The organism is Roseovarius sp. ZX-A-9 (assembly GCF_028369135.1).
Taxonomy (GTDB): Bacteria; Pseudomonadota; Alphaproteobacteria; order Rhodobacterales; family Rhodobacteraceae; genus Roseovarius.
Map to the genome: position 1 here is coordinate 131,861 of NZ_JAPWHW010000010.1, position 23,359 is coordinate 155,219.

General features: G+C 62.2%; 20 protein-coding genes, 1 tRNA gene and 1 pseudogene. 15 read left to right on the forward strand and 7 right to left on the reverse strand.

What is annotated here, in order from left to right; all coding sequences use genetic code 11:
- Position 1: 1 nt before the first annotated feature.
- A complete protein-coding gene (locus O3306_RS11820) occupies positions 2-1,477 on the forward strand; it encodes a carboxypeptidase M32 (RefSeq protein ID WP_272007392.1) in 1,476 nt (491 codons plus the stop codon).
- Here O3306_RS11820 and O3306_RS11825 read toward each other — a convergent pair.
- Both O3306_RS11825 and gyrA read right to left on the reverse strand, forming a co-directional pair.
- Positions 1,465-2,013 (reverse strand): hypothetical protein, encoded by a 549-nt coding sequence (locus tag O3306_RS11825; RefSeq protein ID WP_272007395.1) that lies wholly within the window; start codon positions 2,011-2,013, stop codon positions 1,465-1,467. The two genes, O3306_RS11820 and O3306_RS11825, sit on opposite strands and share 13 nt — an antisense overlap.
- A 169-nt stretch (positions 2,014-2,182) precedes the next feature.
- Entirely contained in the window at positions 2,183-4,951 is a 2,769-nt protein-coding gene (gene gyrA, locus O3306_RS11830) for a DNA gyrase subunit A (protein WP_272007500.1), read from the reverse strand.
- Between the two features lie 190 nt (positions 4,952-5,141).
- Between gyrA and O3306_RS11835 the strand changes: the two genes are divergently transcribed.
- On the forward strand, positions 5,142-5,411 hold the full coding sequence (locus O3306_RS11835; RefSeq protein ID WP_272007397.1) for an usg protein: 270 nt from the start codon (positions 5,142-5,144) through the stop codon (positions 5,409-5,411).
- A 70-nt stretch (positions 5,412-5,481) separates the two neighbouring features.
- Here the strand turns inward: O3306_RS11835 and O3306_RS11840 are convergent, their stop codons facing one another.
- The gene (locus O3306_RS11840) at positions 5,482-6,042 is read right to left on the reverse strand and encodes a YSC84-related protein (protein ID WP_272007399.1); all 561 of its coding nucleotides are present in this window, start codon (positions 6,040-6,042) and stop codon (positions 5,482-5,484) included.
- A 172-nt stretch (positions 6,043-6,214) separates the two neighbouring features.
- Entirely contained in the window at positions 6,215-7,210 is a 996-nt protein-coding gene (gene hemB, locus O3306_RS11845; protein WP_272007401.1) for a porphobilinogen synthase, read from the reverse strand.
- Between the two features lie 161 nt (positions 7,211-7,371).
- Here hemB and O3306_RS11850 point away from each other — a divergent pair, with 161 nt between their 5' ends.
- Both O3306_RS11850 and mfd read left to right on the forward strand, forming a co-directional pair.
- Positions 7,372-7,863, forward strand: a complete 492-nt coding sequence (locus tag O3306_RS11850; protein ID WP_272007403.1) for a component of SufBCD complex — start codon at positions 7,372-7,374, stop codon at positions 7,861-7,863.
- A gap of 18 nt (positions 7,864-7,881) precedes the next feature.
- Positions 7,882-11,349, forward strand: a complete 3,468-nt coding sequence (gene mfd, locus O3306_RS11855; RefSeq protein ID WP_272007406.1) for a transcription-repair coupling factor — start codon at positions 7,882-7,884, stop codon at positions 11,347-11,349.
- A 145-nt stretch (positions 11,350-11,494) separates the two neighbouring features.
- Here mfd and O3306_RS11860 read toward each other — a convergent pair whose 3' ends face one another.
- Positions 11,495-11,731, reverse strand: a complete 237-nt coding sequence (locus O3306_RS11860; RefSeq protein WP_272007408.1) for a hypothetical protein — start codon at positions 11,729-11,731, stop codon at positions 11,495-11,497.
- A gap of 4 nt (positions 11,732-11,735) precedes the next feature.
- The gene (locus O3306_RS11865) at positions 11,736-12,389 is read right to left on the reverse strand and encodes an alpha/beta hydrolase (RefSeq protein WP_272007410.1); all 654 of its coding nucleotides are present in this window, start codon (positions 12,387-12,389) and stop codon (positions 11,736-11,738) included.
- Between the two features lie 180 nt (positions 12,390-12,569).
- Here O3306_RS11865 and O3306_RS11870 point away from each other — a divergent pair, with 180 nt between their 5' ends.
- From O3306_RS11870 to O3306_RS11920, 11 genes and pseudogenes are all read left to right on the forward strand, one after another.
- A complete protein-coding gene (locus O3306_RS11870) occupies positions 12,570-13,031 on the forward strand; it encodes an Rrf2 family transcriptional regulator (RefSeq protein ID WP_272007413.1) in 462 nt (153 codons plus the stop codon).
- 85 nt (positions 13,032-13,116) lie between these two features.
- Positions 13,117-14,163 (forward strand): cysteine desulfurase family protein, encoded by a 1,047-nt coding sequence (locus O3306_RS11875; RefSeq protein ID WP_272007414.1) that lies wholly within the window; start codon positions 13,117-13,119, stop codon positions 14,161-14,163.
- A gap of 17 nt (positions 14,164-14,180) precedes the next feature.
- On the forward strand, positions 14,181-15,704 hold the full coding sequence (gene sufB / locus O3306_RS11880; protein ID WP_272007417.1) for a Fe-S cluster assembly protein SufB: 1,524 nt from the start codon (positions 14,181-14,183) through the stop codon (positions 15,702-15,704).
- A 47-nt stretch (positions 15,705-15,751) separates the two neighbouring features.
- Entirely contained in the window at positions 15,752-16,534 is a 783-nt protein-coding gene (locus O3306_RS11885; protein ID WP_272007419.1) for an FkbM family methyltransferase, read from the forward strand.
- Positions 16,531-17,134 (forward strand): annotated as a pseudogene (locus tag O3306_RS11890) (hypothetical protein). Before O3306_RS11885 ends, O3306_RS11890 begins: the two are co-directional and overlap by 4 nt.
- Before the next feature lie 36 nt (positions 17,135-17,170).
- Complete coding sequence (sufC, locus tag O3306_RS11895) at positions 17,171-17,926, forward strand: Fe-S cluster assembly ATPase SufC (RefSeq protein WP_272007421.1); 756 nt, start codon at positions 17,171-17,173, stop codon at positions 17,924-17,926.
- A complete protein-coding gene (locus O3306_RS11900) occupies positions 17,927-19,213 on the forward strand; it encodes a SufB/SufD family protein (RefSeq protein WP_272007424.1) in 1,287 nt (428 codons plus the stop codon).
- Positions 19,213-19,698 carry a YIP1 family protein gene (locus O3306_RS11905; RefSeq protein WP_272007426.1) on the forward strand — a complete coding sequence of 162 codons (486 nt, stop codon included), beginning with the start codon at positions 19,213-19,215 and terminating at the stop codon, positions 19,696-19,698. The genes O3306_RS11900 and O3306_RS11905 overlap by 1 nt, the downstream gene beginning before the upstream one ends.
- Entirely contained in the window at positions 19,698-20,285 is a 588-nt protein-coding gene (locus tag O3306_RS11910; RefSeq protein WP_272007428.1) for a Yip1 family protein, read from the forward strand. Before O3306_RS11905 ends, O3306_RS11910 begins: the two co-directional genes overlap by 1 nt.
- Before the next feature lie 11 nt (positions 20,286-20,296).
- Entirely contained in the window at positions 20,297-21,517 is a 1,221-nt protein-coding gene (locus tag O3306_RS11915; protein WP_272007430.1) for a cysteine desulfurase, read from the forward strand.
- An 80-nt stretch (positions 21,518-21,597) separates the two neighbouring features.
- Positions 21,598-21,674 (forward strand) — tRNA-Arg (locus tag O3306_RS11920).
- Positions 21,675-21,894: 220 nt separating this feature from the next.
- Here O3306_RS11920 and O3306_RS11925 read toward each other — a convergent pair.
- Positions 21,895-23,295, reverse strand: coding sequence for an aldehyde dehydrogenase family protein (locus O3306_RS11925; RefSeq protein ID WP_272007432.1), 1,401 nt, complete (start codon positions 23,293-23,295; stop codon positions 21,895-21,897).
- Positions 23,296-23,359 lie beyond the last annotated feature (64 nt).

A 23,359-nucleotide genomic window follows, 5' to 3' on the forward strand; every position in this document is an offset into this window, starting at 1 on the left:
CATGACAGCATTTTCAGACCTGATGGCGTTTCAGCGCGAAACAGAGGCTCTGGCACAGGTGGCCGGGCGGCTGGGCTGGGATCAGGAAACCATGATGCCGCGCGGAGCTGCCGCGCAGCGAGCCGAGGAAAGCGGTGCGATGCAGTCGGTTCTGCATGCCCGCCGGATCGATCCGCGCATCGCGGAGTGGCTGGACGCCGCAGAGGCAGAGGCGAGCGACGATGTCAGCCGTGCGCAGCTGCGCCATATCCGGCGCGACCATGACCGGGCTGTGCGCGTGCCGGGTGATCTGGCCGCCGCGATCGCGCGGCAGGCCGCATTGGCACAGGGGCAATGGGCCGAGGCCCGCGCGGCGGATGACTTTGCCGCCTTCGCGCCGGTTCTGGCCGAGATCGTCGCGCTCAAGCGCGAGGAGGGTGCCGCGCTGGCGGCAGGCGGTGATGTCTACGACGCGCTGCTGGATGATTACGAACCCGGCGCCAAGGCCGCCGATCTGGATGCCATGTTTGGCGCGTTGCGGCCGGGTCTGGTGGCACTGCGCGAACGGGCACTGGGGCAGGCGGGGCCAGCGGCGTTGGACAGTCGGTTCGCGCCGAACAAGCAGATGAAACTGGCGCGCAAGCTGGCCAAAACCTTTGGCTATGACATGACGCGCGGGCGGCTGGACAAGGCGGTGCACCCGTTCTCCTCCGGGTCCGGCAGTGACGTGCGCATCACCACCCGCACATCCGAGAGCGATCCGTTCAACTGCATCTATTCCACGATCCACGAGGTCGGCCATGCCTGCTATGAGCAGGCGATTGATCCGGCCTATGCGCTGACGCCGCTGGGGCGCGGCGTGTCGATGGGTGTGCATGAAAGCCAGAGCCGCATCTACGAGAACCAGCTGGGCCGCAGCCGGGCCTTTACCGGATGGTTGTATTCCGAAATGCGCGCTGCGTTCGGGGATTTCGGCGTGGCCGACGCCGATGCCTTTTACCGCATCGTGAACGCCGTGGAGCGCGGCTTTATCCGGACAGAGGCGGACGAGGTGCAGTACAACCTGCATGTTCTGCTGCGCTATGATCTGGAGCGCGCGTTGATCGCGGGCGACCTGAATGCGCGCGATCTGGAGGCGGCGTGGAATGACCGCTTTGCGGCGGATTTCGGTTACCCCGTTGTGCGCCCGTCAGAGGGATGCTTGCAGGATGTGCACTGGTCCGTGGGCCTGTTTGGCTATTTTCCGACCTACTCGCTGGGCAATGTCTATGCGGGATGTCTGCATGCCGCGCTGCGAGCGGCGGTGCCCGATCTCGATGAGCAGCTGGCGCGTGGCGATCTTGGCCCGGCTACCGGCTGGCTGCGCGAGAATGTCCAGCGTCACGGTGGCCTGATGTCGCCGCGCGACCTGATCAGCGAGGCCACCGGACAGGCCCCGGATGAGGCTCCGTTGCTGGCCTATCTCGAAGAGAAGTTCGGTGCGCTCTACCCAACCTGACGAACAGGGCCGATTGGGCGGGTCGGGCAATCTTCGTAGCCAGCCTGCGGCAACTTCAATGCCGATTCGGGGATGACGGTCAGATCGGGGCGATCCGAACTGGTCGAAATGCTGATACGGCGCGGGCGGATCGGCTGCGGGCGCGGCGTGACCAGGGCCACTTCGTTTCGGTCGGACTGATGTGCATAAGAGCTGAGCACGGCGCAGACCATTGCCAGATCGCGCCAGAATTCCGAGATATTGCCGGGGGCGAAGTTGACGAAATTCTGTGCCAGCGACGAGGTGATGACGAACACCGCTAATGACAATGCCGAAATGCGTAGCCCAGCACCCATCATGAACCCGATTGCAGCCGCAAGCAGTAAGGCAGAGCCCACCAGATCGGCCACCGGGTAGGGCATCATTGGTGCAAAGAGCGCCGCCGGATCGAATCCGTGCGAAAAGTCGAGGGCCACAGCGGCAAAATACGAACCGACAACGATTCGGATCAGGTTGCGGCCGGTCTGGTTGAACCAAGATTCATCTTGATAGGTCACAGCAGGGGTTTCCGTCTCTTTTTCTGCCAAATTACGTACTCGCTCATACTCAAACCTACGGCCATGGGCCATTACAGGCTCAGGTTGCATTTGGAAGCGGGCGGAATTCGCCCCAATTTATGTTCAAATCGGGGCGAACGCAGAAAAACGGTATGTTTGCGAAGGTTTATCAGGTTTCGGCGTCGGTTTCGCCGCTATCGGCACTTTCTGCCTCATCACCCTGGTCGGCAATCCGGGCGACGCTGACAACTTCTTCGCCTTTGCCAGTGTCGAAGACCTTGACGCCGCCGGCATTGCGGGACCGGAACGAGATACCTTCGACCGGCACACGGATCGACTGGCCCTTGGATGTGGCCAGCATGATCTGATCCCCCAGTTCGACGGGGAAGGAGGCGACCAGATCGCCACCGCGCATGGCCTTGTCCATGGCCTGAACGCCCATGCCACCACGTCCGCGCAGCGGGTAGTCGTGGGACGAGCTAAGCTTGCCTGCACCCTTCGCCGTGATGGTCAGGATCAGGTTCTCGGCCGCCGACATTTCGGCATAGCGTTCCTGGGACAGGGGCATGTTGGCATTGCCGTCTTCCTCGTCTGAGGTCTCTTCGGCATCGTCGGCAATCCCCGCCATCGCGCGGCGCATCTTGAGATAGGCGGCGCGCTCGTCGGCTTCGGCCTTGAAGTGGCGGATGATGGACATGGAAACGACCTTGTCCTTGCCAGTCAGGCGGATGCCTCGCACGCCCACGGAGTTGCGGCTGTTGAAGACCCGCACATCTGTCGCGGGAAAGCGGATTGCCCGGCCCGAAGACGTGACAAGCATGACGTCGTCATCATTGGATGCGATGCGCGCGTTGATCAGCGTGGTGCCTTCATGCTCGCCCTCGAACTTCATGGCGATCTTGCCGTTGGATTTCACATTGGTGAAATCCGACAGCTTGTTACGGCGCACGGTGCCTGCGGAGGTCGCGAACACGACCTGCAGATCGTCCCATTCGTCCTCGTCCCGGTCCACCGGCATGATCGCCGCGATGGAAACGCCGGTCGGGATCGGCAGGATGTTGACGATCGCCTTGCCCTTGGAGGTGCGTCCGCCTTGCGGCAGCCGCCAAGTCTTGAGCTTGTAGACCATCCCGTCGGTGGTGAAGAACAGGAGCTGGGTATGCGTGTTGGCTACAAAGAGGGTGGTCACCACGTCCTCTTCCTTGGTGGCCATGCCGCCGACGCCCTTGCCGCCGCGTTTCTGGCTGCGGAAATCGGCCAGCACGGTGCGTTTGATATAGCCGCCGGAGGTTACGGTAACGACCATGTCCTCGCGTTCGATGAGGTCTTCGTCCTCCATGTCGCCGGACCAGTCCACGATCTCGGTGCGGCGCGGCACCGCAAAGAGGTCGCGCACTTCGGTCAACTCGTCGGCGATGATCTGCATGATCCGCTCGCGAGAGGCGAGGATGGCGAGGTATTCCTTGATCTTGGCGGCAAGCTCTTGCAGCTCGTCGGTCACTTCCTTGACACCCAGCTGTGTCAGGCGTTGCAGGCGCAATTCGAGGATCGCGCGTGCCTGTGCTTCGCTCAGGTTGTAGGTGCCATCGTCGTTGGCCGTGTGGGTCGGATCGTCGATCAGCGCGATGTATTCGAGGATGTTCCCGGCAGGCCAGCGGCGCGCCATCAGCTTTTCGCGCGCATCGGCGGCATCGGCCGAGGCGCGGATGGTGGCAACCACCTCGTCGACATTGCTGACAGCGACGGCCAGACCGCAGAGGATATGGCTGCGTTCGCGCGCCTTGCGCAACTCGTAGGCGGTGCGGCGCGCGACGACTTCTTCGCGGAAAGAGATGAAGGAGGTCAGGAACCGGCGCAGCGTCAACTGCTCGGGGCGTCCGCCATTGAGCGCCAGCATGTTGCAGCCGAAATAGGTCTGCATCGGGGTAAAGCGGAACAGCTGGTTCAGCACCACCTCGGCGGTTGCGTCGCGCTTCAGTTCGATCACGACCCGCACACCGTTGCGGTCGGATTCGTCCTGAACATGGGCGATGCCTTCGATCTTCTTGTCGCGGGCGGTTTCGGCGATCCGCTCGATCATGGTGGATTTGTTCACCTGATAGGGGATCTCGTCGATGATGATGGCCCAGCGGTCCTTGCGGATCTCCTCGACGCGGGTCTTGGAGCGGATGATGACGCTGCCGCGCCCTTCAAGATACGCCTTGCGCGCACCTGTCCGGCCCAGCATGATTCCCCCCGTGGGGAAATCGGGGCCGGGAACATACTCGATCAGTTGCTCGGAACTGAGATCGGGGTCCTCGATCAGCGCCAGCGTCGCATTGATCACTTCGCCCAGGTTATGCGGCGGGATGTTGGTCGCCATGCCGACGGCGATGCCGCCCGCGCCGTTGACCAGCATGTTGGGAAAGCGCGAGGGCAGGACCGTGGGCTCACGGTCCTTGCCATCGTAATTGTCCTGAAAGTCGACCGTATCCTTGTCGATATCGGCCAGAAGATAGCCCGCGACCTTGGCCATGCGGACCTCGGTATAGCGCATGGCGGCGGCGTTATCGCCGTCCATCGAGCCAAAGTTGCCCTGACCGTCCAGAAGCGGCAGCGACATCGAGAAATCCTGCGCCATGCGCACCAGCGCGTCATAGATCGCGCTGTCGCCGTGGGGGTGGTATTTACCCATCACGTCGCCAACCGGGCGGGCGGATTTTCGGTAGGGTTTGTCAAAGGTGTTGTTGGTTTCGTGCATCGCGTAAAGGATGCGCCGATGCACCGGTTTCAGCCCGTCGCGCAGATCGGGAATCGCCCGGCTGACAATCACCGACATCGCGTAATCGAGATAGGATGTCTTCATCTCTTCCGAGATGGAAACGCTCGGCCCGTCGTACTGCGGACGCTCCGGCGTATTTTCTTCCGTATCTTCAGGGGTTTGTGGCGTATCGGTCAACTTGAACCTCAATCATCGCGATTTTCTATATCTTGTGGGGCAAGGTATATCAGACGGCGGATATTGGGTGCAATGCCACAAACCCTTTGCGTCTGGCAGCCACGGCAGGACAGTGCCAACATATTGTTTTTATTGATAAGTAATTTATTTTCTGCATCATGAGAGTCACGAGGAAAGAAGGAGCAGAGACATGGCAATGTCCGAGACAGAAATGATGCTGAAGGGCTATGGGCTGACGACTGCCGAATTCTTTTACGGCATGCCCGACTACGTGCACGTTCTCAACAGCTTTGTATGGCAGGAATACGATGTGGCGCCGGATCATCCGCGCCTGTTCGAGTTCATCGAGTTCTGGCAGCGCGAGCTTGACGGACCGTTGCATTCGGTGCGCTTCAATCACCGCAAGATGATCGGGCCGGGCGAATGGCGCAATGTCGTGGGGGAGTTCACGCTGCACTGATCGCCGCCGCGCCGCGATATTGCTGCGGGCCGACGTGAAGACGGCCCGCAAGGATACAACAAGTCGCGTGTCAGGGAATGATACGCGAGTATTTCATGCCTTCGAGAGATACGCCCGCCAGCAACCCTGCCTGGCCAAAGATCACAGCAACAACCGGGGCGATTGATGTGGTCGTTTCGGCGCGCAGGTTCTCGGCCACGTCCTTGAACACGTATTCTATATCCGCGCCAGCCGCCCAGCCCGAGGAGCGGCGGAACCGCGACAGCGCGTCTTCGGTCATGAAGAACAGCACATGCGCAAACTGTTGCGCGCCGATCTGTAGGCCGACGCTGCCCTTGGTGGCCGAATAGTAATCCACGGTCGAGCCGTTGATCCGCAGCGCGCCACGCCCGTAACCGCCGCCGATACCAAGCCCGGCTTCTGTCACCAGTGGCATCACCAACATACCGGTGGATTTATCTGCCAGCGACCGCGTGCTGGGGTAATTGTCGTAGAGGTAGTTGAGTGTCGTGTCGACGCGCGCGTCGATGGTCTGCGGTCCCTTGCTGCCGATGCCGTTGCCGCAGGCGGCAGTGAGGCCTGCTGCACCGAGTGCACCCAGCGTGAATCCGCGTCTGGAGAGAATGCTCATGTCATTTGCCTGTGTGTTGCCTGAATAACTGCCGGTCGTTTCATCAACCGATCTGGGCGCCACTATAGGCGGCGTATGGCGAAGTGTCACTAGCGGTCGCATATCTGGGCAGTTTACCGCGCGGATTATCCTGCGGAGGGGACACAAGGACAGGGCGGGCGGCGCGTCCGGCCTAAGCCAGTGCGCGCGCCATCGCCGGGGCAAAATAGGTCAGGATACCGTCGCAGCCCGCGCGCTTGAACGCCATCAGGCTCTCTGCCATTGCGCGGTCGCCGTCGATCCAGCCGTTTTGCGCGGCTGCCATGATCATCGCGTATTCGCCCGACACCTGATAGGCGAAGGTCGGTGCGCCGAACATGTCCTTGGCCCGGCGGCAGATGTCGAGATAGGGCATGCCCGGCTTGACCATCACCATGTCCGCGCCTTCGCTAAGGTCGCGCTCTATCAGGCGCATCGCCTCGTCCGAGTTGGCGGCATCCATCTGGTAGGTGCGTTTGTCGCCTTTCAGTGCGCCGGATGCGCCGACCGCATCGCGGAAAGGCCCGTAAAAGGCGCTGGCGTATTTCGCGGCATAGCTCAGCAGCAGCACATCCTTGTGTCCCGCGCTTTCCAGCGCGCTGCGGATCGCGCCGATCCGGCCATCCATCATGTCGGACGGGCCGATGATGTCGACGCCCGCCTCGGCCTGCGCCAGTGCCTGCTTTACCAGCGCCTCGACGGTTTCATCGTTCACGATCTCGTCGTCCCGCACGAACCCGTCATGGCCGGTATCCGAGTAGGGATCGAGCGCCACGTCGGTCATGATGGCGATGTCGGGCACGGCGGCCTTGATTGCGCGGGTTGCCCGGTTGCTGAGGTTGTCGGGGTTCCACGCCTCGGCGCAATCGGCGGTGCGCCCCGCCGCGTCGGTATAGGGAAACAGGCAGATCGCGGGTATTCCCAGATCGGCGGCCTCGCGCGCGGCCTCGACCACGCGGTCGACGCTGCGGCGCACCACGCCGGGCATCGAGGGCACCGGTTCCTCGATATTCTCGCCGCTGCGCACGAAGACAGGCCAGATCAGATCGCCGACACCCAGCGAGGTTTCGGCGACCAGCGCGCGCAGTCCGGGAGTCCGGCGGGTGCGCCGCAGACGGGTGGCGGGGAAGGGGGCTTGGGTCGGTCGCATTGGCATCGTCTCGCTAAAGTAGGGCTCTGCGATGGGAGTGACACGGAAATTCCACCATCTCAAGGGTAGGAATTGCCGCGTGGCGGCGCTAAGAGGGGCGGCACAGGTGATTTCGGGGCTTTCAAGTGGATTGGTACACGAGCGTTTTTGAGCTGATCGACATGCGCAGTTTCAGCAACCTCTGGTTCTGGATCGCGCTCGCGGTGCTGTGGTCCACAGCCAGTCACTGGGTGCTGGGCGTGCCGTGGGACCTTGTCCTGCGGGCGGGCAAGTCCGAAGGCCGGACGGTATCCGATATGGAAGTATTGGTACGCATCAACGGCGACCGGCTGCTTTTCATTGCCCGTGAGTCGGGCCTGCTGATCACTGGTTTCGCCGGTTTCCTGATCACCGCGTTGTTTCTGCTGGGATTCGTCTATCACCGCGAGTTCGCCCAGGCTTTGTTTCTGCTGGGCACGCCGATGGGGCTGGTCTGGCTGTTGTCGGTCAACACGGCTGCAAAGGTGCAGCGCCTGGAATTGTCCGGTACCGATCTGATCCGGCAACTGACACGGTTGCGGCTCTACATCCGTATCATCGGCGTGATCTCGATCTTTATCACGGCGACATGGGGCATGTGGCAGAACATGTCCTCTTCCGTGTTGGGCGGCTGAGCGGGTGGCGCTGGGCTGATGGCTTCGAGCCCGCATATCACCGTCAGTGGCGCGCCCGAGGGCTTCGACGCGCGGCTGCTGCTTGACGAGTTGGCTCGCTCGGGTGCGCCTTTGGTGCATGTCGCGCGTGATGACAAACGGCTTGCGGCGATGGCGGCGGCGTTGCGGTTCTTTGCGCCCGACATGCCTGTTATGGCCTTTCCCGGCTGGGATTGCCTGCCGTTCGACCGGGTTTCCCCCAATGCCGATATCAGTGCGGCGCGCATGGCGACGCTGGCCGGGCTGGTGCACGGGGTGCCCGGGCAGTTCGTGCTGCTGACCACGCTCAACGCCGCCACGCAACGGGTGCCCGCGCGCGATGTGCTGAAGGATGCGGTGTTTCGCGCCGATGTGAACTACCGCATCGACGAGGCAGCGCTGCGCGATTTTCTGGTCCGCATGGGCTTCGTGCAGTCGCCCACCGTGACCGAACCGGGCGATTACGCGATCCGTGGCGGTATCATCGACATCTACCCGTCCGGCGCCGCTGGCCCGGTGCGGCTTGACCTGTTTGGCGATGTTCTGGACGGGATCCGCCGGTTCGATCCCGCCACCCAGCGCACCACTGAGAAGCTTGACAAGATCGAGCTGGCGCCAGTGTCTGAAGTGATCCTCGACGAGGCGGCGATCACCCGATTCCGGCAGAATTACCGCATCGAATTCGGCTCGGCGGGCACCGATGATCCGCTCTACGAGGCGGTCAGCGCGGGGCGCAAGCATCAGGGCGTGGAGCATTGGCTGCCGTTCTTTCACGAGCGGCTTGAGACGGTTTTCGACTATCTGCCAGAGGCGACAGTCACCCTTGACGATCAGGTCACGCCCAGCCGCATTGCCCGCTGGGACAGCATAGCCGATCAGTACGAGACCCGCCGCGAGGCGCTGGGCAACAAGGCGCGCGGCGATACCGTCTACAAACCCGTGCCGCCCGGACTGCTGTATCTTGATGATGCCGCCTGGCAGGCCGCTCTGGGGTCGCGCCGCGTGCTGCAACTGTCGGCGCTGCCGCAGGCCACCGGGCCGGGCGTGATCGACGCGGGCGGGCGGATCGGACGCAATTTCGCGCCAGAGCGGCAACAGGAAAATCTCAGCCTGTTCGGGGCGTTGAAGACCCATGTTGACGCGAAGTCCGCAGAGGGACCGGTCTTGCTGGCCTGTTATTCGGAAGGCGCGCGCGAGCGGCTGGAAGGGTTGCTTGAGGATGAAGGGCTGATTGGCGCCGTCACCGTGAAGGATGCCACGCGGCTGGGCAAGCGCGGGCTGCATCTGGCGGTCTGGGCGCTGGAGCACGGCTTTGAAGGGCCGCACGCAGATGGGCAACTGACGGTCATTGCCGAGCAGGACATCCTGGGCGACCGGCTGATCCGTGCGCCCAAGCGCCGACGGCGTGCCGACAATTTCCTGACCGAAGCGCAGAGCCTGAGCCCCGGTGATCTGGTGGTGCATGTCGATCACGGTGTCGGGCGTTATCACGGGCTGGAGGTGATCACCGCGCTGGGCGCCGCCCATGAATGTCTGGCGCTGGAATACGCCGAAGGCGCGCGGCTTTACCTGCCGGTAGAGAATATCGAACTGCTCAGCCGGTTCGGCCACGAAGAGGGGCTTCTGGACAAGCTCGGGGGCGGTGCGTGGCAGGCCAAGAAGGCAAGGCTGAAAGAGCGCATTCGCGAGATGGCCGACCGGCTCATTCGCATTGCCGCCGAACGCGCGCTGCGGCGTGCGCCGGTGCTGGAACCCGAACATCACGCATGGGAGGCGTTCTCGGCCCGCTTCCCCTATGTCGAAACCGACGATCAGCTACGTGCCATCGAAGACGTCATTGCCGATCTGTCGGCTGGCACGCCGATGGATCGGCTGATTTGTGGCGATGTGGGCTTTGGCAAGACCGAGGTGGCGATGCGCGCGGCCTTTGTCGCGGCCATGTCGGGGATGCAAGTGGCGGTGATCGCCCCCACGACTCTGCTGGCGCGGCAACATTACCAGGGGTTTGCCGACCGGTTCCGCGGTTTCCCGATTACCGTCAAACCGCTGTCGCGCTTCGTGGGCAGCGCCGAAGCCGCCAAGACCCGCGAGGGGCTGTCGCGCGGCACCGTGGATATCGTTGTCGGCACCCATGCATTGCTGGCCAAGAGCATCCGGTTCAAAAATCTCGGCCTGCTGGTCATTGACGAAGAACAACGCTTTGGCGTGGCCCACAAGGAACGGCTCAAGGCGCTGCGCTCGGACGTGCATGTGCTGACCCTCACCGCGACGCCGATCCCGCGCACCTTGCAGCTCAGCCTGTCGGGCGTGCGCGACCTCAGCATTATCGGAACGCCCCCGGTCGACCGGTTGTCGATCCGCACCTATGTCAGCGAATTCGATGGCGTCACGATCCGCGAGGCGCTGTTGCGCGAGCATTATCGCGGCGGGCAGAGCTTCTACGTGGTGCCGCGCATCTCGGATCTGCCCGAGATCGAGGATTTCCTGAAATCGCAACTGCCGGAACTCAGCTATGTCGTGGCCCATGGCCAGATGGCGGCGGGCGAGTTGGACCAGCGGATGAATGCCTTTTACGACGGCAAATATGATGTGCTGCTGGCTACCACCATCGTCGAATCGGGTCTCGATATCCCCACGGCGAATACGATGATAATCCACCGGGCCGATATGTTCGGCCTCAGCCAGCTTTACCAGATACGGGGCCGGGTCGGCCGCTCGAAAACCCGCGCCTATGCCTATCTCACCACCAAGCCGCGGATGAAGCTGACTCCGGCTGCCGAAAAGCGGCTGCGCGTGCTGGGCAGCCTCGATACGCTCGGCGCAGGCTTCACGCTGGCCAGTCAGGACCTCGACATCCGTGGGGCCGGCAATCTGTTGGGCGAGGAACAATCGGGCCAGATGCGCGATGTCGGCTACGAATTGTACCAATCCATGCTCGAAGAGGCGATCGCCAAAATCAAGGCCGGCGAGATGGAGGGGCTGAGCGAGGCGGATACCCAATGGGCACCGCAGATCAACCTGGGCGTGCCGGTGCTGATCCCCGAAAGCTACGTGCCCGATCTCGACGTGCGGCTGGGCCTGTATCGCCGTCTCAGCAGCCTCCAGACCAAGGTCGAACTGGAAGGCTTCGCTGCCGAGCTGATCGACCGCTTTGGCAAGCTGCCGCGCGAGGTCAATACGCTGATGCTGGTGGTGCGGATCAAGGCGATGTGTAAACGCGCGGGTATCGCCAAGCTTGATGGTGGTCCCAAGGGCGGAACGATCCAGTTCCATAATGACAAGTTCGCGTCGCCGCAGGGCCTCGTGGAATTCATCGAGGCGCAAAAGGGCCTGGCCAAGGTGCGTGACAACAAGATCGTCGTGCGCCGGGACTGGCGCAAGGACAGCGACAAGATCAAGGGGGCCTTCGCCATCGCTCGCGATCTGGCGGAAAAGGTCGCCGCTGCGCGCAAGAAATCCGGAAAATAAAGCCAATGGCATCTTCTGGCGGGAACGTTCCCGCCAGATGCAGAGGTACGGGCGCAACGCAGCGCGTCGCAGGGGCCATGCCCGTTGCCCTGCCAGAGGCGGCAAACAAATGATCAGCGCGCCGAAGGCGCTCGATCAGGTCACGCTACGTCGCGTCGGCCTGCTTTGCCTTGTGCGCCTTGACCTTGGCCAGCAGGATCTGGCGCGCCTTGATATTGGCGCGCCGGACCCGCACGGCGGTCAGAAACGCTTCTTCGGCGGTCTGCGATGTGGCGCCCATGACCTGCGCCAATTCTTCCACCAGATCCTCGTCGCCTGTCAGCTCGATCGCTTTCAGGACGTCCTGCGCCAGCGCATCGGCCAGATCCTCCGTCACGCCCATGGGTCTAGCGTGTCCCTTCGGTCAAGCGGCGCTTCACATAGGACGTGACCGTGCTGATCATCGTATCCATGTGCGGTTCTTCGAAGAAATGGCCCGAATCCGGGATTACGTCGTGCTGGACGGTGATGCCCTGTTGCTCGTGCAGCTTGGCCACCAGTGCCGCCGTGTCCGCGGGCGGTGCCACGCGGTCATTGCTGCCGTTGATGATCAGGCCCGAAGACGGGCAGGGCGCCAGGAATGAGAAGTCGTACATGTTGGCAGGCGGTGACACGCTGATGAACCCGGTGATCTCAGGGCGACGCATCAACAGTTGCATGCCGATCCACGCGCCAAAGGAGAAGCCCGCGACCCAGCAATGCTTGGAATTGGCATTCATCGACTGCAGGTAGTCAAGCGCAGAGGCGGCATCAGACAATTCGCCTACCCCCTGATCATATTCGCCCTGGGACCGCCCCACGCCACGGAAATTGAACCGCAGCACGGTGAATCCCATGTTGTAAAAAGCGTAATGCAGGTTGTAGACGACCTTGTTGTTCATCGTCCCGCCGAACTGCGGATGCGGGTGCAGCACGATCGCGATGGGGGCGTCTTTTTCCTTTTGCGGATGGTATCGGCCTTCGAGACGGCCTTCTGGGCCGGGAAAGATTACCTCGGGCATGCAGGTCCCTTTTTTACTTGCGTTGTCTTGTCATTTCGCAGCCCGGGGTATTCTTGACGAAACCCGGTCTGCACATTAGAACCGTTCTAAGCTGTGGCCCGGGATCGGACGGGCCGATCAGGCTGCATGCGAGATAAGCGCTGTGCGGCCCGAGGTCAATCTTTTCAAGGGAGATGGCAGATGAAGCTTAGCACAAAAGGGCGCTACGCGATGGTAGCGCTGGCCGATATCGCATTGCAACCTGCGGGAACGCTGGTCACGCTTGGCGAGGTGTCGCGGCGGCAGGACATCTCACTGCCCTATCTGGAGCAGCTTTTCGTCAAGCTGCGTCGCGCCGATCTGGTCACATCGGTGCGCGGCCCGGGCGGCGGATACCGCCTGTCGCGCCCGGCCTCCGAAATCCGCGTGGCAGAAGTGCTGACGGCCGTGGATGAAACGGTCGACGCGCTGCACAAGGGGGCGGGTGCGTCCGGCGGCGCCTCTGGCAGTCGTGCGCAATCCGTGACCAATCGGCTCTGGGAAGGGCTGAGCGCGCAGGTCTACGTATATCTGCACCAAACCCGTTTGAGCGATGTGGTGGGCAACACATTGGCACCGTGCCCGGCGGTGCCGACACTCTTTGCCGTCGTGGACGAAGAGTGAGCACGCGCGCATTTGCGCTGCCTGTGGCATTGCCGCTATCCCTGTGGGGCGATTTTCCCGGGAACGATGAAAGGATCGGAGCGCAATGAGTGGGCGCGTCTATCTCGACTACAATGCCACGGCTCCGCTGCGCCCCGAGGCGCGGGCGGCGATGGTGGCGGCGATGGATCTGGTCGGCAACCCGTCGAGCGTGCATGCCGAAGGCCGTGCTGCCAAGGCGTTGGTGGAGCGCGCGCGCGCTCAGGTGGCGGCGGCCTTCGGGGCCGAGGGCGCAGACGTGATCTTTACCTCCGGTGCGACAGAGGCAGCGGCGCTGGCCTGTGCCGGGCGCGATCTGCGCGGTGCCGCGGTAGAGCATGATGCGGTGGGGGCCTGGGTAGACGGGACGCTCGACGTGGATGCACGCGGGCAGGTTCGTGTCGATGCGCCGGAGATGACGGCGTTGCAGCTGGCCAATTCGGAAACCGGGATCATCCAGGACCTGCCACAGGGGCTGGCGGTCAGCGACATGACCCAGGGGTTCGGCAAGCTGCCGGTCGCCTTCAACTGGTCGGGCGCGGAAATGGCGCTGATTTCGGCGCACAAGCTGGGCGGACCAAAGGGCGTGGGCGCGCTGGTCGTGCGGCGCGGTACCGAGGTGGCAGCGCAGATCCGCGGCGGGGGGCAGGAGATGGGCCGCCGGTCGGGGACCGAGAACATTATCGGCATTGCGGGATTCGGAGCCGCCGCCGAGGCGGCAGCGGCCGATTTGGCGCAGGGCGTTTGGTCACGAGTTGAAAAACTTAGAAACATTCTAGAAAAGACCATTGCGGCCTGCGAAAAAGAGACTATTTTTGTCGGGAAAGAGTGCGCGCGCCTGCCGAACACGTCTTGCCTGCTCGTTCCGGGGTGGAAAGGCGAGACACAAGTGGTGGCGATGGACCTTGCCGGGTTTGCGATTTCCGCAGGCAGCGCCTGCTCCAGCGGCAAGGTGCGCGCCAGTCGGACGCTGATGGCGATGGGCTATTCGGCGAATGACGCGGCCTCGGCGATTCGGGTCTCATTGGGGCCCGAGTCGACAGAAGATGATGTAATGCGCTTTGCCGAAGCCTGGCTGAAGCGCCTTGAAAAACACCGCGCTCGCGCGGCGTGAAGGAAAGGAAGTGACGCATGTCAGCTTTGGATGATGGTCAGGTCAAGGAAGGCGTCGATCAGGAAACGGTCGATGCAGTACGCGAAGTCGGCGGCGCCTATAAACATGGCTGGTCCACTGATATCGAGATGGAATATGCGCCCAAGGGCCTGAACACTGACATCGTGCGGTTGATCAGCGAGAAAAATGAAGAACCTCAATGGATGACCGACTGGCGGTTGGAGGCCTATGCGCGCTGGCTGACCAAGAAAGAGCCCGAGTGGGCGATGGTTGATTATCCTGAAATCGACTTTCAGGATCAGTTTTACTATGCGCGTCCGAAGTCGATGGAGGTGAAGCCCAAGTCGTTGGACGAGGTCGACCCCAAGCTGCTTGATACCTACAAGAAGCTCGGCATCCCATTGAAAGAGCAGATGATCCTTGCCGGTGTCGAAGGTGCCGAGAATGTACCCGCCGAAGGGCGCAAGGTTGCGGTTGATGCGGTTTTTGACAGCGTGTCAGTCGGCACGACCTTTCAGGCCGAGCTGAAGAAAGCGGGCGTGATTTTCTGCTCGATCTCCGAAGCGATCCGTGAACATCCCGAATTGGTCCGGAAATACCTCGGCTCTGTGGTGCCGGTATCGGACAATTTCTATGCGACGCTCAACTCGGCTGTGTTCTCTGACGGCTCGTTTGTCTATGTGCCGCCCGGTGTGCGCTGCCCAATGGAGCTGAGCACCTATTTCCGCATCAACGCCGAAAATACCGGCCAGTTCGAGCGGACGCTGATTATCGCCGACAAGGGCAGCTATGTCAGCTACCTCGAAGGCTGCACCGCACCCGCACGCGATATCGCACAGCTTCACGCGGCGGTGGTCGAGATCATCATCGAGGAAGACGCCGAGGTGAAATACTCGACCGTTCAGAACTGGTATCCGGGCGACGAGAACGGCAAGGGCGGGATCTACAACTTTGTCACCAAACGCGCCGATTGCCGGGGCGACCGGGCCAAGGTGATGTGGACGCAGGTCGAAACCGGATCAGCCGTGACGTGGAAATACCCCAGCTGCATCCTGCGCGGCGACGATTCACAGGGCGAATTCTATTCCATCGCCATCGCCAACAACATGCAGCAGGCCGATACTGGCACCAAGATGATCCATCTGGGCAAGCGCACGAAGTCGCGCATCGTGTCCAAGGGGATCAGTGCAGGCAAGGCGCAGAACACCTATCGCGGCCTTGTGTCCATGCACCCCAAGGCCAAGGAATCGCGCAACTATACCCAGTGTGACAGCCTGCTGATCGGGGATAAGTGCGGCGCGCATACGGTGCCCTATATCGAAGTGCGCAACAATTCGAGCCGGGTAGAGCACGAGGCGACCACGTCCAAGGTGGATGACGACCAGATGTTCTATTGCCGTCAGCGTGGCATGGACGAGGAAGAGGCCGTGGCGCTGGTGGTAAACGGGTTCTGCAAGGACGTGCTGCAGGCGCTGCCGATGGAGTTCGCGATGGAAGCGCAGCAACTTGTGGCCATCTCTCTGGAAGGCTCCGTGGGCTAAGCAGATGTGCGGGCCGTGCATCATAAGCGCACCTCGGAGGTGCGGGGATGAGTGACATCGTGATGCCGCTGCCCGAGCGAACGGGAGAGGCGTATTTCGATCTTGATGCCGCGCGGTCCGCGCTTGCGGCCGGTACGCCCGTGGCGTTTCCGCCGTTCGAGGTCGTGCACCTGCCGCAGCCTTGCCTGACGCTCTGCCTCAACATGGCGCGCGATCCGATCCAGAATGCATGGCGGCGTGGCGAGTTCTTCGAGCAGGAAGAGCTGGCGCTGCTGTCAGACCATGTAAAAAGTGGCGCGCATGTGATTGATATCGGGGCGAATGTCGGCAATCACGCGCTCTATTTCGCGACCCGGATGCAGGCCGCACGCGTCGTGGTGGTGGAACCCAACCCGCTGGCGCTGGCGCCGCTGGTCGCCAATGTGGTGGTCAACCGGCTTACGGATGTGATCGACCTCGGCGCGTTGGGCGTGGGCCTGTCGGATGCCTCGCAGGGCGGCTATGGCATGAAGCGGCACGACCGAAATCTGGGCGCGACCAAGATGTTCGAGGGTCGTGGCAGGTTGGAAGTGCATGCCGGCGATGACCTTTTTGCCGATGAGACGCCGGATCTTATCAAGATCGACGTGGAAGGCATGGAAATGAAAGTGCTTTCCGGGTTGGAAAAGATCATTTCCACGCACCGCCCGGTGATCCTGATCGAAGTTGATGGCGAAAATGACGACGCCTTTCAGGCATGGCGCAGCGCGCATCGCTACGAGACTGTGCAGACCGTTCGCCACAGCCGCAAGAATTGCAATTACCTGGTGAAGCCGGAGGGCGATGCATGAGCGACGCAGCCCTCATACCCCGGCCCGAATTGACCCTGCCAGAGGCCGAATCGGCCCATGTCGCGCAGGCTTACGCGGCAGCGTCGGTGATCCTGGAATATGGCAGCGGTGGCTCGACCGTTCTGGCGTCGGAGATGCCGGGCAAGACGGTGTTCTCGGTCGAGAGCGACGAAGACCTGGGCCGAGATGATGCGCGGCTGGTTTGCACAATCTCCCGCCGCCGCCGGCACCGAAATCGAGGTAATCTGGTCCGACATCGGACCGACGCGCGAGTGGGGGTATCCCGAGACAGACGCCGGCTGGCAGCATTATGCGCGCTATCCATTGGCGGTCTGGGACAGGAAGGGCTTTCGGCAGCCCGACGTGGTGTTGGTCGATGGACGTTTTCGCACCGGATGTGCGATGGCGACGGCCTTCCGGACAACGCGGCCGGTACGGTTACTGGTGGACGATTACAAACGCCGCAAAGGCTATCACCGGATCGAGGAATTCCTCGGCGCGCCACGCCTGATCGGGCGCATGGCAGAGTTCGAAGTGACACCGATGGCGGTCCCGGCGGACCGGTTGTTGACGATAATACAGATGATGACGCGGCCCTGACGGCCGCAGGAACAGAATAGTAGATGGAGGCATTAAATGCTTGAGATCAAGAACCTGCATGTCGAACTTGCAGAAGAGGATAAATCCATCCTGAAGGGCGTGAACCTGAGTGTTGGCGCAGGCACGGTGCATGCGATCATGGGCCCTAACGGCTCGGGGAAGTCGACGCTCAGCTATGTTCTGGCGGGTCGTGACGGCTATAAAGTAACCCAAGGCAGTGCGACGCTGGAGGGGGCCGATATCCTGGCGATGGAGCCTGAAGAGCGTGCATCGGCTGGGCTTTTCCTGGCGTTCCAGTATCCGGTCGAAATTCCGGGTGTCGGCAACATGACCTTCCTGCGCACCGCGGTGAACGCGCAACGCAAGGCCCGCGGCGAAGAAGAGATGAGCGCGACAGAGTTCCTCAAGGTGATCCGCGCCAAGGCAAAAGACCTCAAGATCGATGCGGACATGCTCAAGCGGCCCGTCAACGTGGGCTTTTCCGGGGGCGAGAAGAAGCGCAACGAAATCCTGCAAATGGCGATGCTGGAACCCAAGATGTGCATCCTTGACGAGACCGATTCCGGTCTTGACGTGGATGCGATGAAACTGGTTAGCGATGGCGTCAACGCGCTGCGCGATGCCGGGCGCGGGTTCCTTGTTATCACGCATTATCAGCGGCTTCTGGACCACATCAAACCTGACGTGGTGCACATCATGGCCGATGGCCGTATCGTCAAGACCGGCGGGCCGGAGCTGGCGATCGAGGTCGAAACGAACGGCTATTCGGACATTTTGTCGGAGGTGGCATAAATGGCCCTGCCTGAAGCAAAACAAAGCGCCACCGAGGCGCGGATTGCGGCATTAGACCTGCCTTCGGGCGCAGGCTGGGCCAAGGCCGCGCGCGAGAGCGCGCTGGCGCGTGTGGTTGCGATGGGCCTGCCGGACCGGCGGGACGAATACTGGAAATTCACCCGGCCCGACACGCTGGTGCAACCAGTCGCGCCAGAGGCCGCGCTGTTCGATCCGCATGAAACACCGATCTTCGACACGCTTGATCGGCTTCGGATCGTCTTTGTCGACGGTGTTTTCGACCCCGAGGCGAGTGACGACCTGACATTGGAAGGGGTGGCGATCGAACCGCTGGCGGATGCCACGCAGGCCGATATCCACTGGGCGCGCGACCTTTACGGTGTGCTTGAAACCCGTGGTCAGGATCCGGTTGCCCGGACGCTGGCAGCGCTCAACACCGCGGCGGCACCGGACGGGATCGTCCTGCATGTCACGGGTAAGGTCAGCAAGCCGGTTAATCTGATTTATCATCATAAATCAAAGACGTCGGACGCGATGCTGCACCATCTGGTCAAGCTGGATCCGGATGCCTCACTCACCTTGCTGGAGACTGGCCCGGGGGCGGCGCGGCTGAACACGGTGACGGAGGTCGATGTGGCCGACCGGGCCGCGTTTCACCACGTGCGCGTGCAGGGGCGCGACCACGAGCGGCGGGCCGTGACCCATCTCTTTTCCCGGCTGGGCGAGGAGAGCGCGTTCAAATCCTTCACCGTGACTGTCAACGGTATGCTGACGCGCAACGAATGCGTGATCGAGCTGACCGGTGATGACGCAGTTGCCCATGTCGCCGGTGCGGCGATGGGAGACGGCGATTTCCAGCATGACGACACCGTGTTCGTGACCCATGATGCTGAACGTTGCGAGAGCCGGCAGGTGTTCAAGAAAGTCCTGCGCAACGGTGCGACCGGCGTGTTTCAGGGCAAGATTCTGGTCAAGGCGGGCGCACAGAAAACCGACGGCTACCAGATCAGCCAATCCCTGCTTCTGGACGGGGATAGCCAGTTTCTGGCCAAGCCCGAGTTGGAGATCTACGCCGACGATGTCGTTTGCTCTCATGGCTCGACCTCTGGCGCGATTGACGAAGAGGCGCTGTTCTACCTGCGTGCGCGTGGCGTGCCGCATGAAATTGCAACAGACCTGCTGACGCTGGCGTTTCTGGCCGAAGCCGTCGAGGAGGTCGAGGACGAGGCATTGCGCGAAGAGGTTGTCGGGCATCTGACCGGCTGGCTGGAGCGGCGGCGCGGCTGATGCCGGTCACACGCGATATCGTCGCCACCTATGGTGGCCCCCGGCGCGCGATCCGGCGTCAGCTGGCGCTCGGGCCGCGCGAGGACCGCGCGCTCGCCGTGCTGATGGCAGGCTGCGTTGTCGTGTTCATTGCCCAGATGCCACGGCTTGCCCGGCAGGCACATCTCAGCGGCGAGGAATTGAACCCGCTTCTGGGGGGCACCCTGTTGGCGTGGGTGTTCATTGCGCCACTGCTCCTTTACGCGCTGGCGCTGGTCAGCCATTGGGTGGCGCGTGCCTTTGGCGGCAAGGGCAGCCCTTATGGCGCGCGAATCGCGCTTTTCTGGGCGCTGCTGGCGTCGGCGCCACTGATCTTGTTGAATGGCCTCGTGGCCGGTTTTATCGGGCCGGGACCGGCTCTGACGCTGGTCGGGGGCGTGTGGCTGGCAGTCTTTGGCTGGTTCTGGTGCAGCGGCCTCTACGAGGCGGAATGGGGTGTGTCATGATGAGCCGCGAGTATTTCATTGGGCTTGCCCGCGAGACGCTGTTCGCGCCGCGCAGTGCTGCGGGCCGGATTCTGGCGCTGAACCTGCCATCGCAGGGCCTGTGGATGGCGCTGGTGCTGATGACGATCCTCAACGCGATCGTCTATTCGGCGACGATCCACCTGTCGCCGACGAGCGATCCGACAGCCTTGGCGATGGTACCGCCGGTATTCCTTTCGCCGCTGCTGTTCTCGGTGGCATTGGGGGGCGCGCTGGTGCTGACCGTTTTCGCGCTGACCTGGGTCGGGCGGGCGATGGGCGGCCTCGGGACCCTCGTGGATGTTCTGGCGCTGATCACCTGGCTACAGGTGCTGCGCCTTGCGCTGCAACTGGCGGTCACGGTGCTGATGCTGATCGCGCCGTTTTTCGGTGGTTTGCTGGTGATGGTGGCCGCAGTCTGGGGGCTGGTCATTCTGGTCGCGTTCATCGACCGGGCGCATGGATTCGGAAATCTTGTCAAGGCGGCTGGCGTGCTGATCGTTGTCGTGGTGGGCATCGTGATCGGTTTGTCGCTGATCCTCGGCGTCCTCGGCGCCGCCGTTTTTTAAGGAGTGAGCTGATGCTCGATATCGCCAAAGTCAGAGCCGATTTCCCGATCCTTTCCCGAGAAGTCAACGGCAAGCCGCTGGTTTACCTTGATAATGGCGCGTCTGCACAAAAGCCGCAGGTGGTGATCGACACCATCACCCAAGCCTATTCGAACGAATATGCAAATGTGCATCGCGGGCTGCATTACCTCAGCAATCTCGCAACCGAAAAATATGAGGGTGTCCGCGACATCATCGCGCGGTTCCTGGGGGTCGCGGACGAGAACCAGATCGTGCTGAACTCGGGCACCACCGAAGGGATCAACATGATCGCCTATTCCTGGGCGATGCCCCGGTTCGAGCCGGGCGACGAAATCGTGCTCAGCGTCATGGAACATCACGCCAATATCGTGCCGTGGCATTTCCTGCGCGAACGCCAGGGCGCAGTGCTGAAATGGGTGGACGTGGACAGCACCGGCGCACTTGACCCGCAAGCGGTGATTGATGCCATCGGGCCAAGGACCAAGCTGGTGGCGATCACGCATCTCAGCAATGTGCTGGGCACGGTGGTGGATGTTAAGGCGATCTGCGACGCCGCCCGCGCACGCGGTGTGCCGGTGCTGGTCGATGGCAGTCAGGCGGCCGTGCACATGCCGGTCAATGTGGATGATATCGGCTGTGATTTCTACGCGATCACCGGGCACAAGCTCTACGGGCCATCCGGGTCCGGGGCCATCTTTGTTCACAAGGACAGGCTGGCCGAGATGCGCCCCTTCATGGGCGGCGGTGACATGATCCGCGAAGTGACAAAGGACACGGTCAGCTACAACGACCCGCCGATGAAGTTCGAAGCGGGAACGCCCGCGATCGTGCCGATCACCGGGTTGGGAACGGCATTGGAATACATGATGTCGCTGGGCATGACGAACGTGGCGGCACATGAAGCGCGGTTGCGCGACTACGCGCAGGCCCGGTTGGGTGGGCTGAACTGGTTGCAGGTGCAGGGCCATGCGCCCGGCAAGGCCGCGATCTTCAGCTTCACGCTTGATGGCGCGGGGCATGCGCATGACATTTCCACGATTCTCGACAAGAAAGGCGTCGCGGTGCGTGCCGGTCATCATTGTGCGCAGCCGTTGATGGAGCATCTTGGCGTGACGGCGACCTGCCGGGCATCCTTTGGGCTTTATAACACCGAAGCCGAGGTCGATGCGCTGATCGACGCGCTGGAACTGTGCCACGATCTGCTGGGGTGAGGGCGCAGGCGGGCCTTCCGGCCTGCCGGTGTTGATTTGACGTTGCGGGCCGGGCCGGGGCGGTCTATATCGCGGCGCAGGCACCTGTAGCTCAGCTGGATAGAGCGCTGCCCTCCGAAGGCAGAGGCCATAGGTTCGAATCCTATCAGGTGCACCATTCTTTCGATTAGTTGGCTTATCGTTGCGACGTGTTGTAGCGCCCGGATGATCGCCGCTTGCTTCGGGACGCGCGGCGCGACGCCAGATGGGCCCAACCCGATGCCCTGCGCAGGCGCCGGAGCCACGGTCAGCCTCGCTCAGAGTGGGATTTCCTCACAGGCAATCGGCAAGAACATAGCCCACGAATCTGCGCCGACGATGAAATCGTCGAATATGAGTTATCCCAAGAAACGTTTGATCAGGCCGATCAGCCGCTTTACCCGAGCCGTGTAGGGCGGAAAGACCAGCGGCAGCGCCGAGAAGTGGTTTGTCAGGACCGCGCGCTCGTGACTGAAAGCGCGAAAGCCGTACTCCCCGTGTGCGGCCCCGATTCCCGATGTGTTGACGCCGCCAAATGGCAGGCCGGTATGGGTGAACTGGGCCACCGTCAAATTCACCCCGACACTGCCCGAGCTTGTGGCGGCGATGATCCGGTCGATCTGTGGCCGCGCCTTGGCAAAGACATAGAGTGCGAGCGGTTTGGGCCGCGCGTTGATCTGGTCGATGACTTCATCGATGTTGTCATAGGCAATGATCGGCAGGATCGGGCCGAAAATCTCTTCGCTGCTGATGTCCATTTCGGGGGTCAGCGCCTCGATCAGGGTCGGCCCCAGGTCACGCCCCTGCGAGGGGCTATCCATAGTCACTTGTGCGCCCTTGCCGACTGCGTCCTGCAGCAGGTCCGAGAGCCGCTGCGCGTGCCGGTCATTTACGATCCGGGCTAGGTGCGGGCTGGTGCCAGCGGTGCCGTAAGCCTTCGCGATCCGGTTGCGCAGGACGGCAAGGAAACCGTCCTTGACCGCGCGATGGACGAAAACGTGGTCCGGGGCGATACAGGTTTGGCCGGCATTGGCGAATTTGCCAAACACGATCCATTTGGCCGCATTTTCCAGATCTGCGTCAGGCCCGATGATCGTGGGCGATTTGCCGCCCAGCTCCAGCGTGACGGATGCCAGCGTGCGTGACGCCGCCGCCATCACGACCTTGCCCACGGCAGGGCTGCCGGTAAAGAAGATATGATCGAAGGGCAATTCCAGCAGGGCTTGTGATGCGTCCACGCCGCCTTCGATGACTGTCACGAGGCTTGGTGGAAAGGTCTCTTGAACGAGTTTCGCAATCAGCGCGGATGTGGCCGGTGTCATCTCGGACGGTTTGATGATCGCGCTGTTACCAGCCGCAAGTGCCGAGACCAGAGGCCCGAGTGCAAGGCTGAACGGGTAGTTCCACGGTGCGATGATCAGGCAGACGCCGCGTGGCTCGGGCCGGATGCGTGCAGAGGTGCCGAGCGTGGCGAGTGTCGGGGCCACACGGCGCGGACGCATCCAGCGCCGAAGGTGGCGCGACGCATGGCGGATTTCCTGCATCACGGGCAAGAGTTCGGTCAGAATGACCTCGGCCTCGGGTTTGCCGAAATCCGCGGCCAGAGCGGTGACAAGGGGCGCCTCATTATGCCGGATCGCTGCCGCAAGACGGGCAAGTGCCGCGCGGCGTTCCGTAAGGCCAAACTCTTGCCGACGCGCGGCAACGCCTGCGCTTTGGCTCTCGAAGGCTGCTGCAGCGGTAGTGGCGATCGAATCCATCGTTCTGCACTTTCTGTTCATGGCGTCCGTCCTGATCCAAAATCCGTTCTGAAGTGGATTTCGG

Bases quoted from the DNA above. Each gene is read 5' to 3' on its own strand.
- O3306_RS11820 (WP_272007392.1), top strand. From the start codon at position 2: ATGACAGCATTTTCAGACCTGATGGCGTTTCAGCGCGAAACAGAGGCT.
- O3306_RS11835 (WP_272007397.1), top strand. From the start codon at position 5,142: ATGGCAATGTCCGAGACAGAAATGATGCTGAAGGGCTATGGGCTGACG.
- O3306_RS11840 (WP_272007399.1), bottom strand. From the start codon at position 6,042: ATGAGCATTCTCTCCAGACGCGGATTCACGCTGGGTGCACTCGGTGCA.
- hemB (WP_272007401.1), bottom strand. From the start codon at position 7,210: ATGCGACCGACCCAAGCCCCCTTCCCCGCCACCCGTCTGCGGCGCACC.
- O3306_RS11850 (WP_272007403.1), top strand. From the start codon at position 7,372: ATGCGCAGTTTCAGCAACCTCTGGTTCTGGATCGCGCTCGCGGTGCTG.
- mfd (WP_272007406.1), top strand. From the start codon at position 7,882: ATGGCTTCGAGCCCGCATATCACCGTCAGTGGCGCGCCCGAGGGCTTC.
- O3306_RS11860 (WP_272007408.1), bottom strand. From the start codon at position 11,731: ATGGGCGTGACGGAGGATCTGGCCGATGCGCTGGCGCAGGACGTCCTG.
- O3306_RS11865 (WP_272007410.1), bottom strand. From the start codon at position 12,389: ATGCCCGAGGTAATCTTTCCCGGCCCAGAAGGCCGTCTCGAAGGCCGA.
- O3306_RS11870 (WP_272007413.1), top strand. From the start codon at position 12,570: ATGAAGCTTAGCACAAAAGGGCGCTACGCGATGGTAGCGCTGGCCGAT.
- O3306_RS11875 (WP_272007414.1), top strand. From the start codon at position 13,117: ATGAGTGGGCGCGTCTATCTCGACTACAATGCCACGGCTCCGCTGCGC.
- sufB (WP_272007417.1), top strand. From the start codon at position 14,181: ATGTCAGCTTTGGATGATGGTCAGGTCAAGGAAGGCGTCGATCAGGAA.
- O3306_RS11885 (WP_272007419.1), top strand. From the start codon at position 15,752: ATGAGTGACATCGTGATGCCGCTGCCCGAGCGAACGGGAGAGGCGTAT.
- sufC (WP_272007421.1), top strand. From the start codon at position 17,171: ATGCTTGAGATCAAGAACCTGCATGTCGAACTTGCAGAAGAGGATAAA.
- O3306_RS11900 (WP_272007424.1), top strand. From the start codon at position 17,927: ATGGCCCTGCCTGAAGCAAAACAAAGCGCCACCGAGGCGCGGATTGCG.
- O3306_RS11905 (WP_272007426.1), top strand. From the start codon at position 19,213: ATGCCGGTCACACGCGATATCGTCGCCACCTATGGTGGCCCCCGGCGC.
- O3306_RS11910 (WP_272007428.1), top strand. From the start codon at position 19,698: ATGAGCCGCGAGTATTTCATTGGGCTTGCCCGCGAGACGCTGTTCGCG.
- O3306_RS11915 (WP_272007430.1), top strand. From the start codon at position 20,297: ATGCTCGATATCGCCAAAGTCAGAGCCGATTTCCCGATCCTTTCCCGA.
- O3306_RS11925 (WP_272007432.1), bottom strand. From the start codon at position 23,295: ATGGATTCGATCGCCACTACCGCTGCAGCAGCCTTCGAGAGCCAAAGC.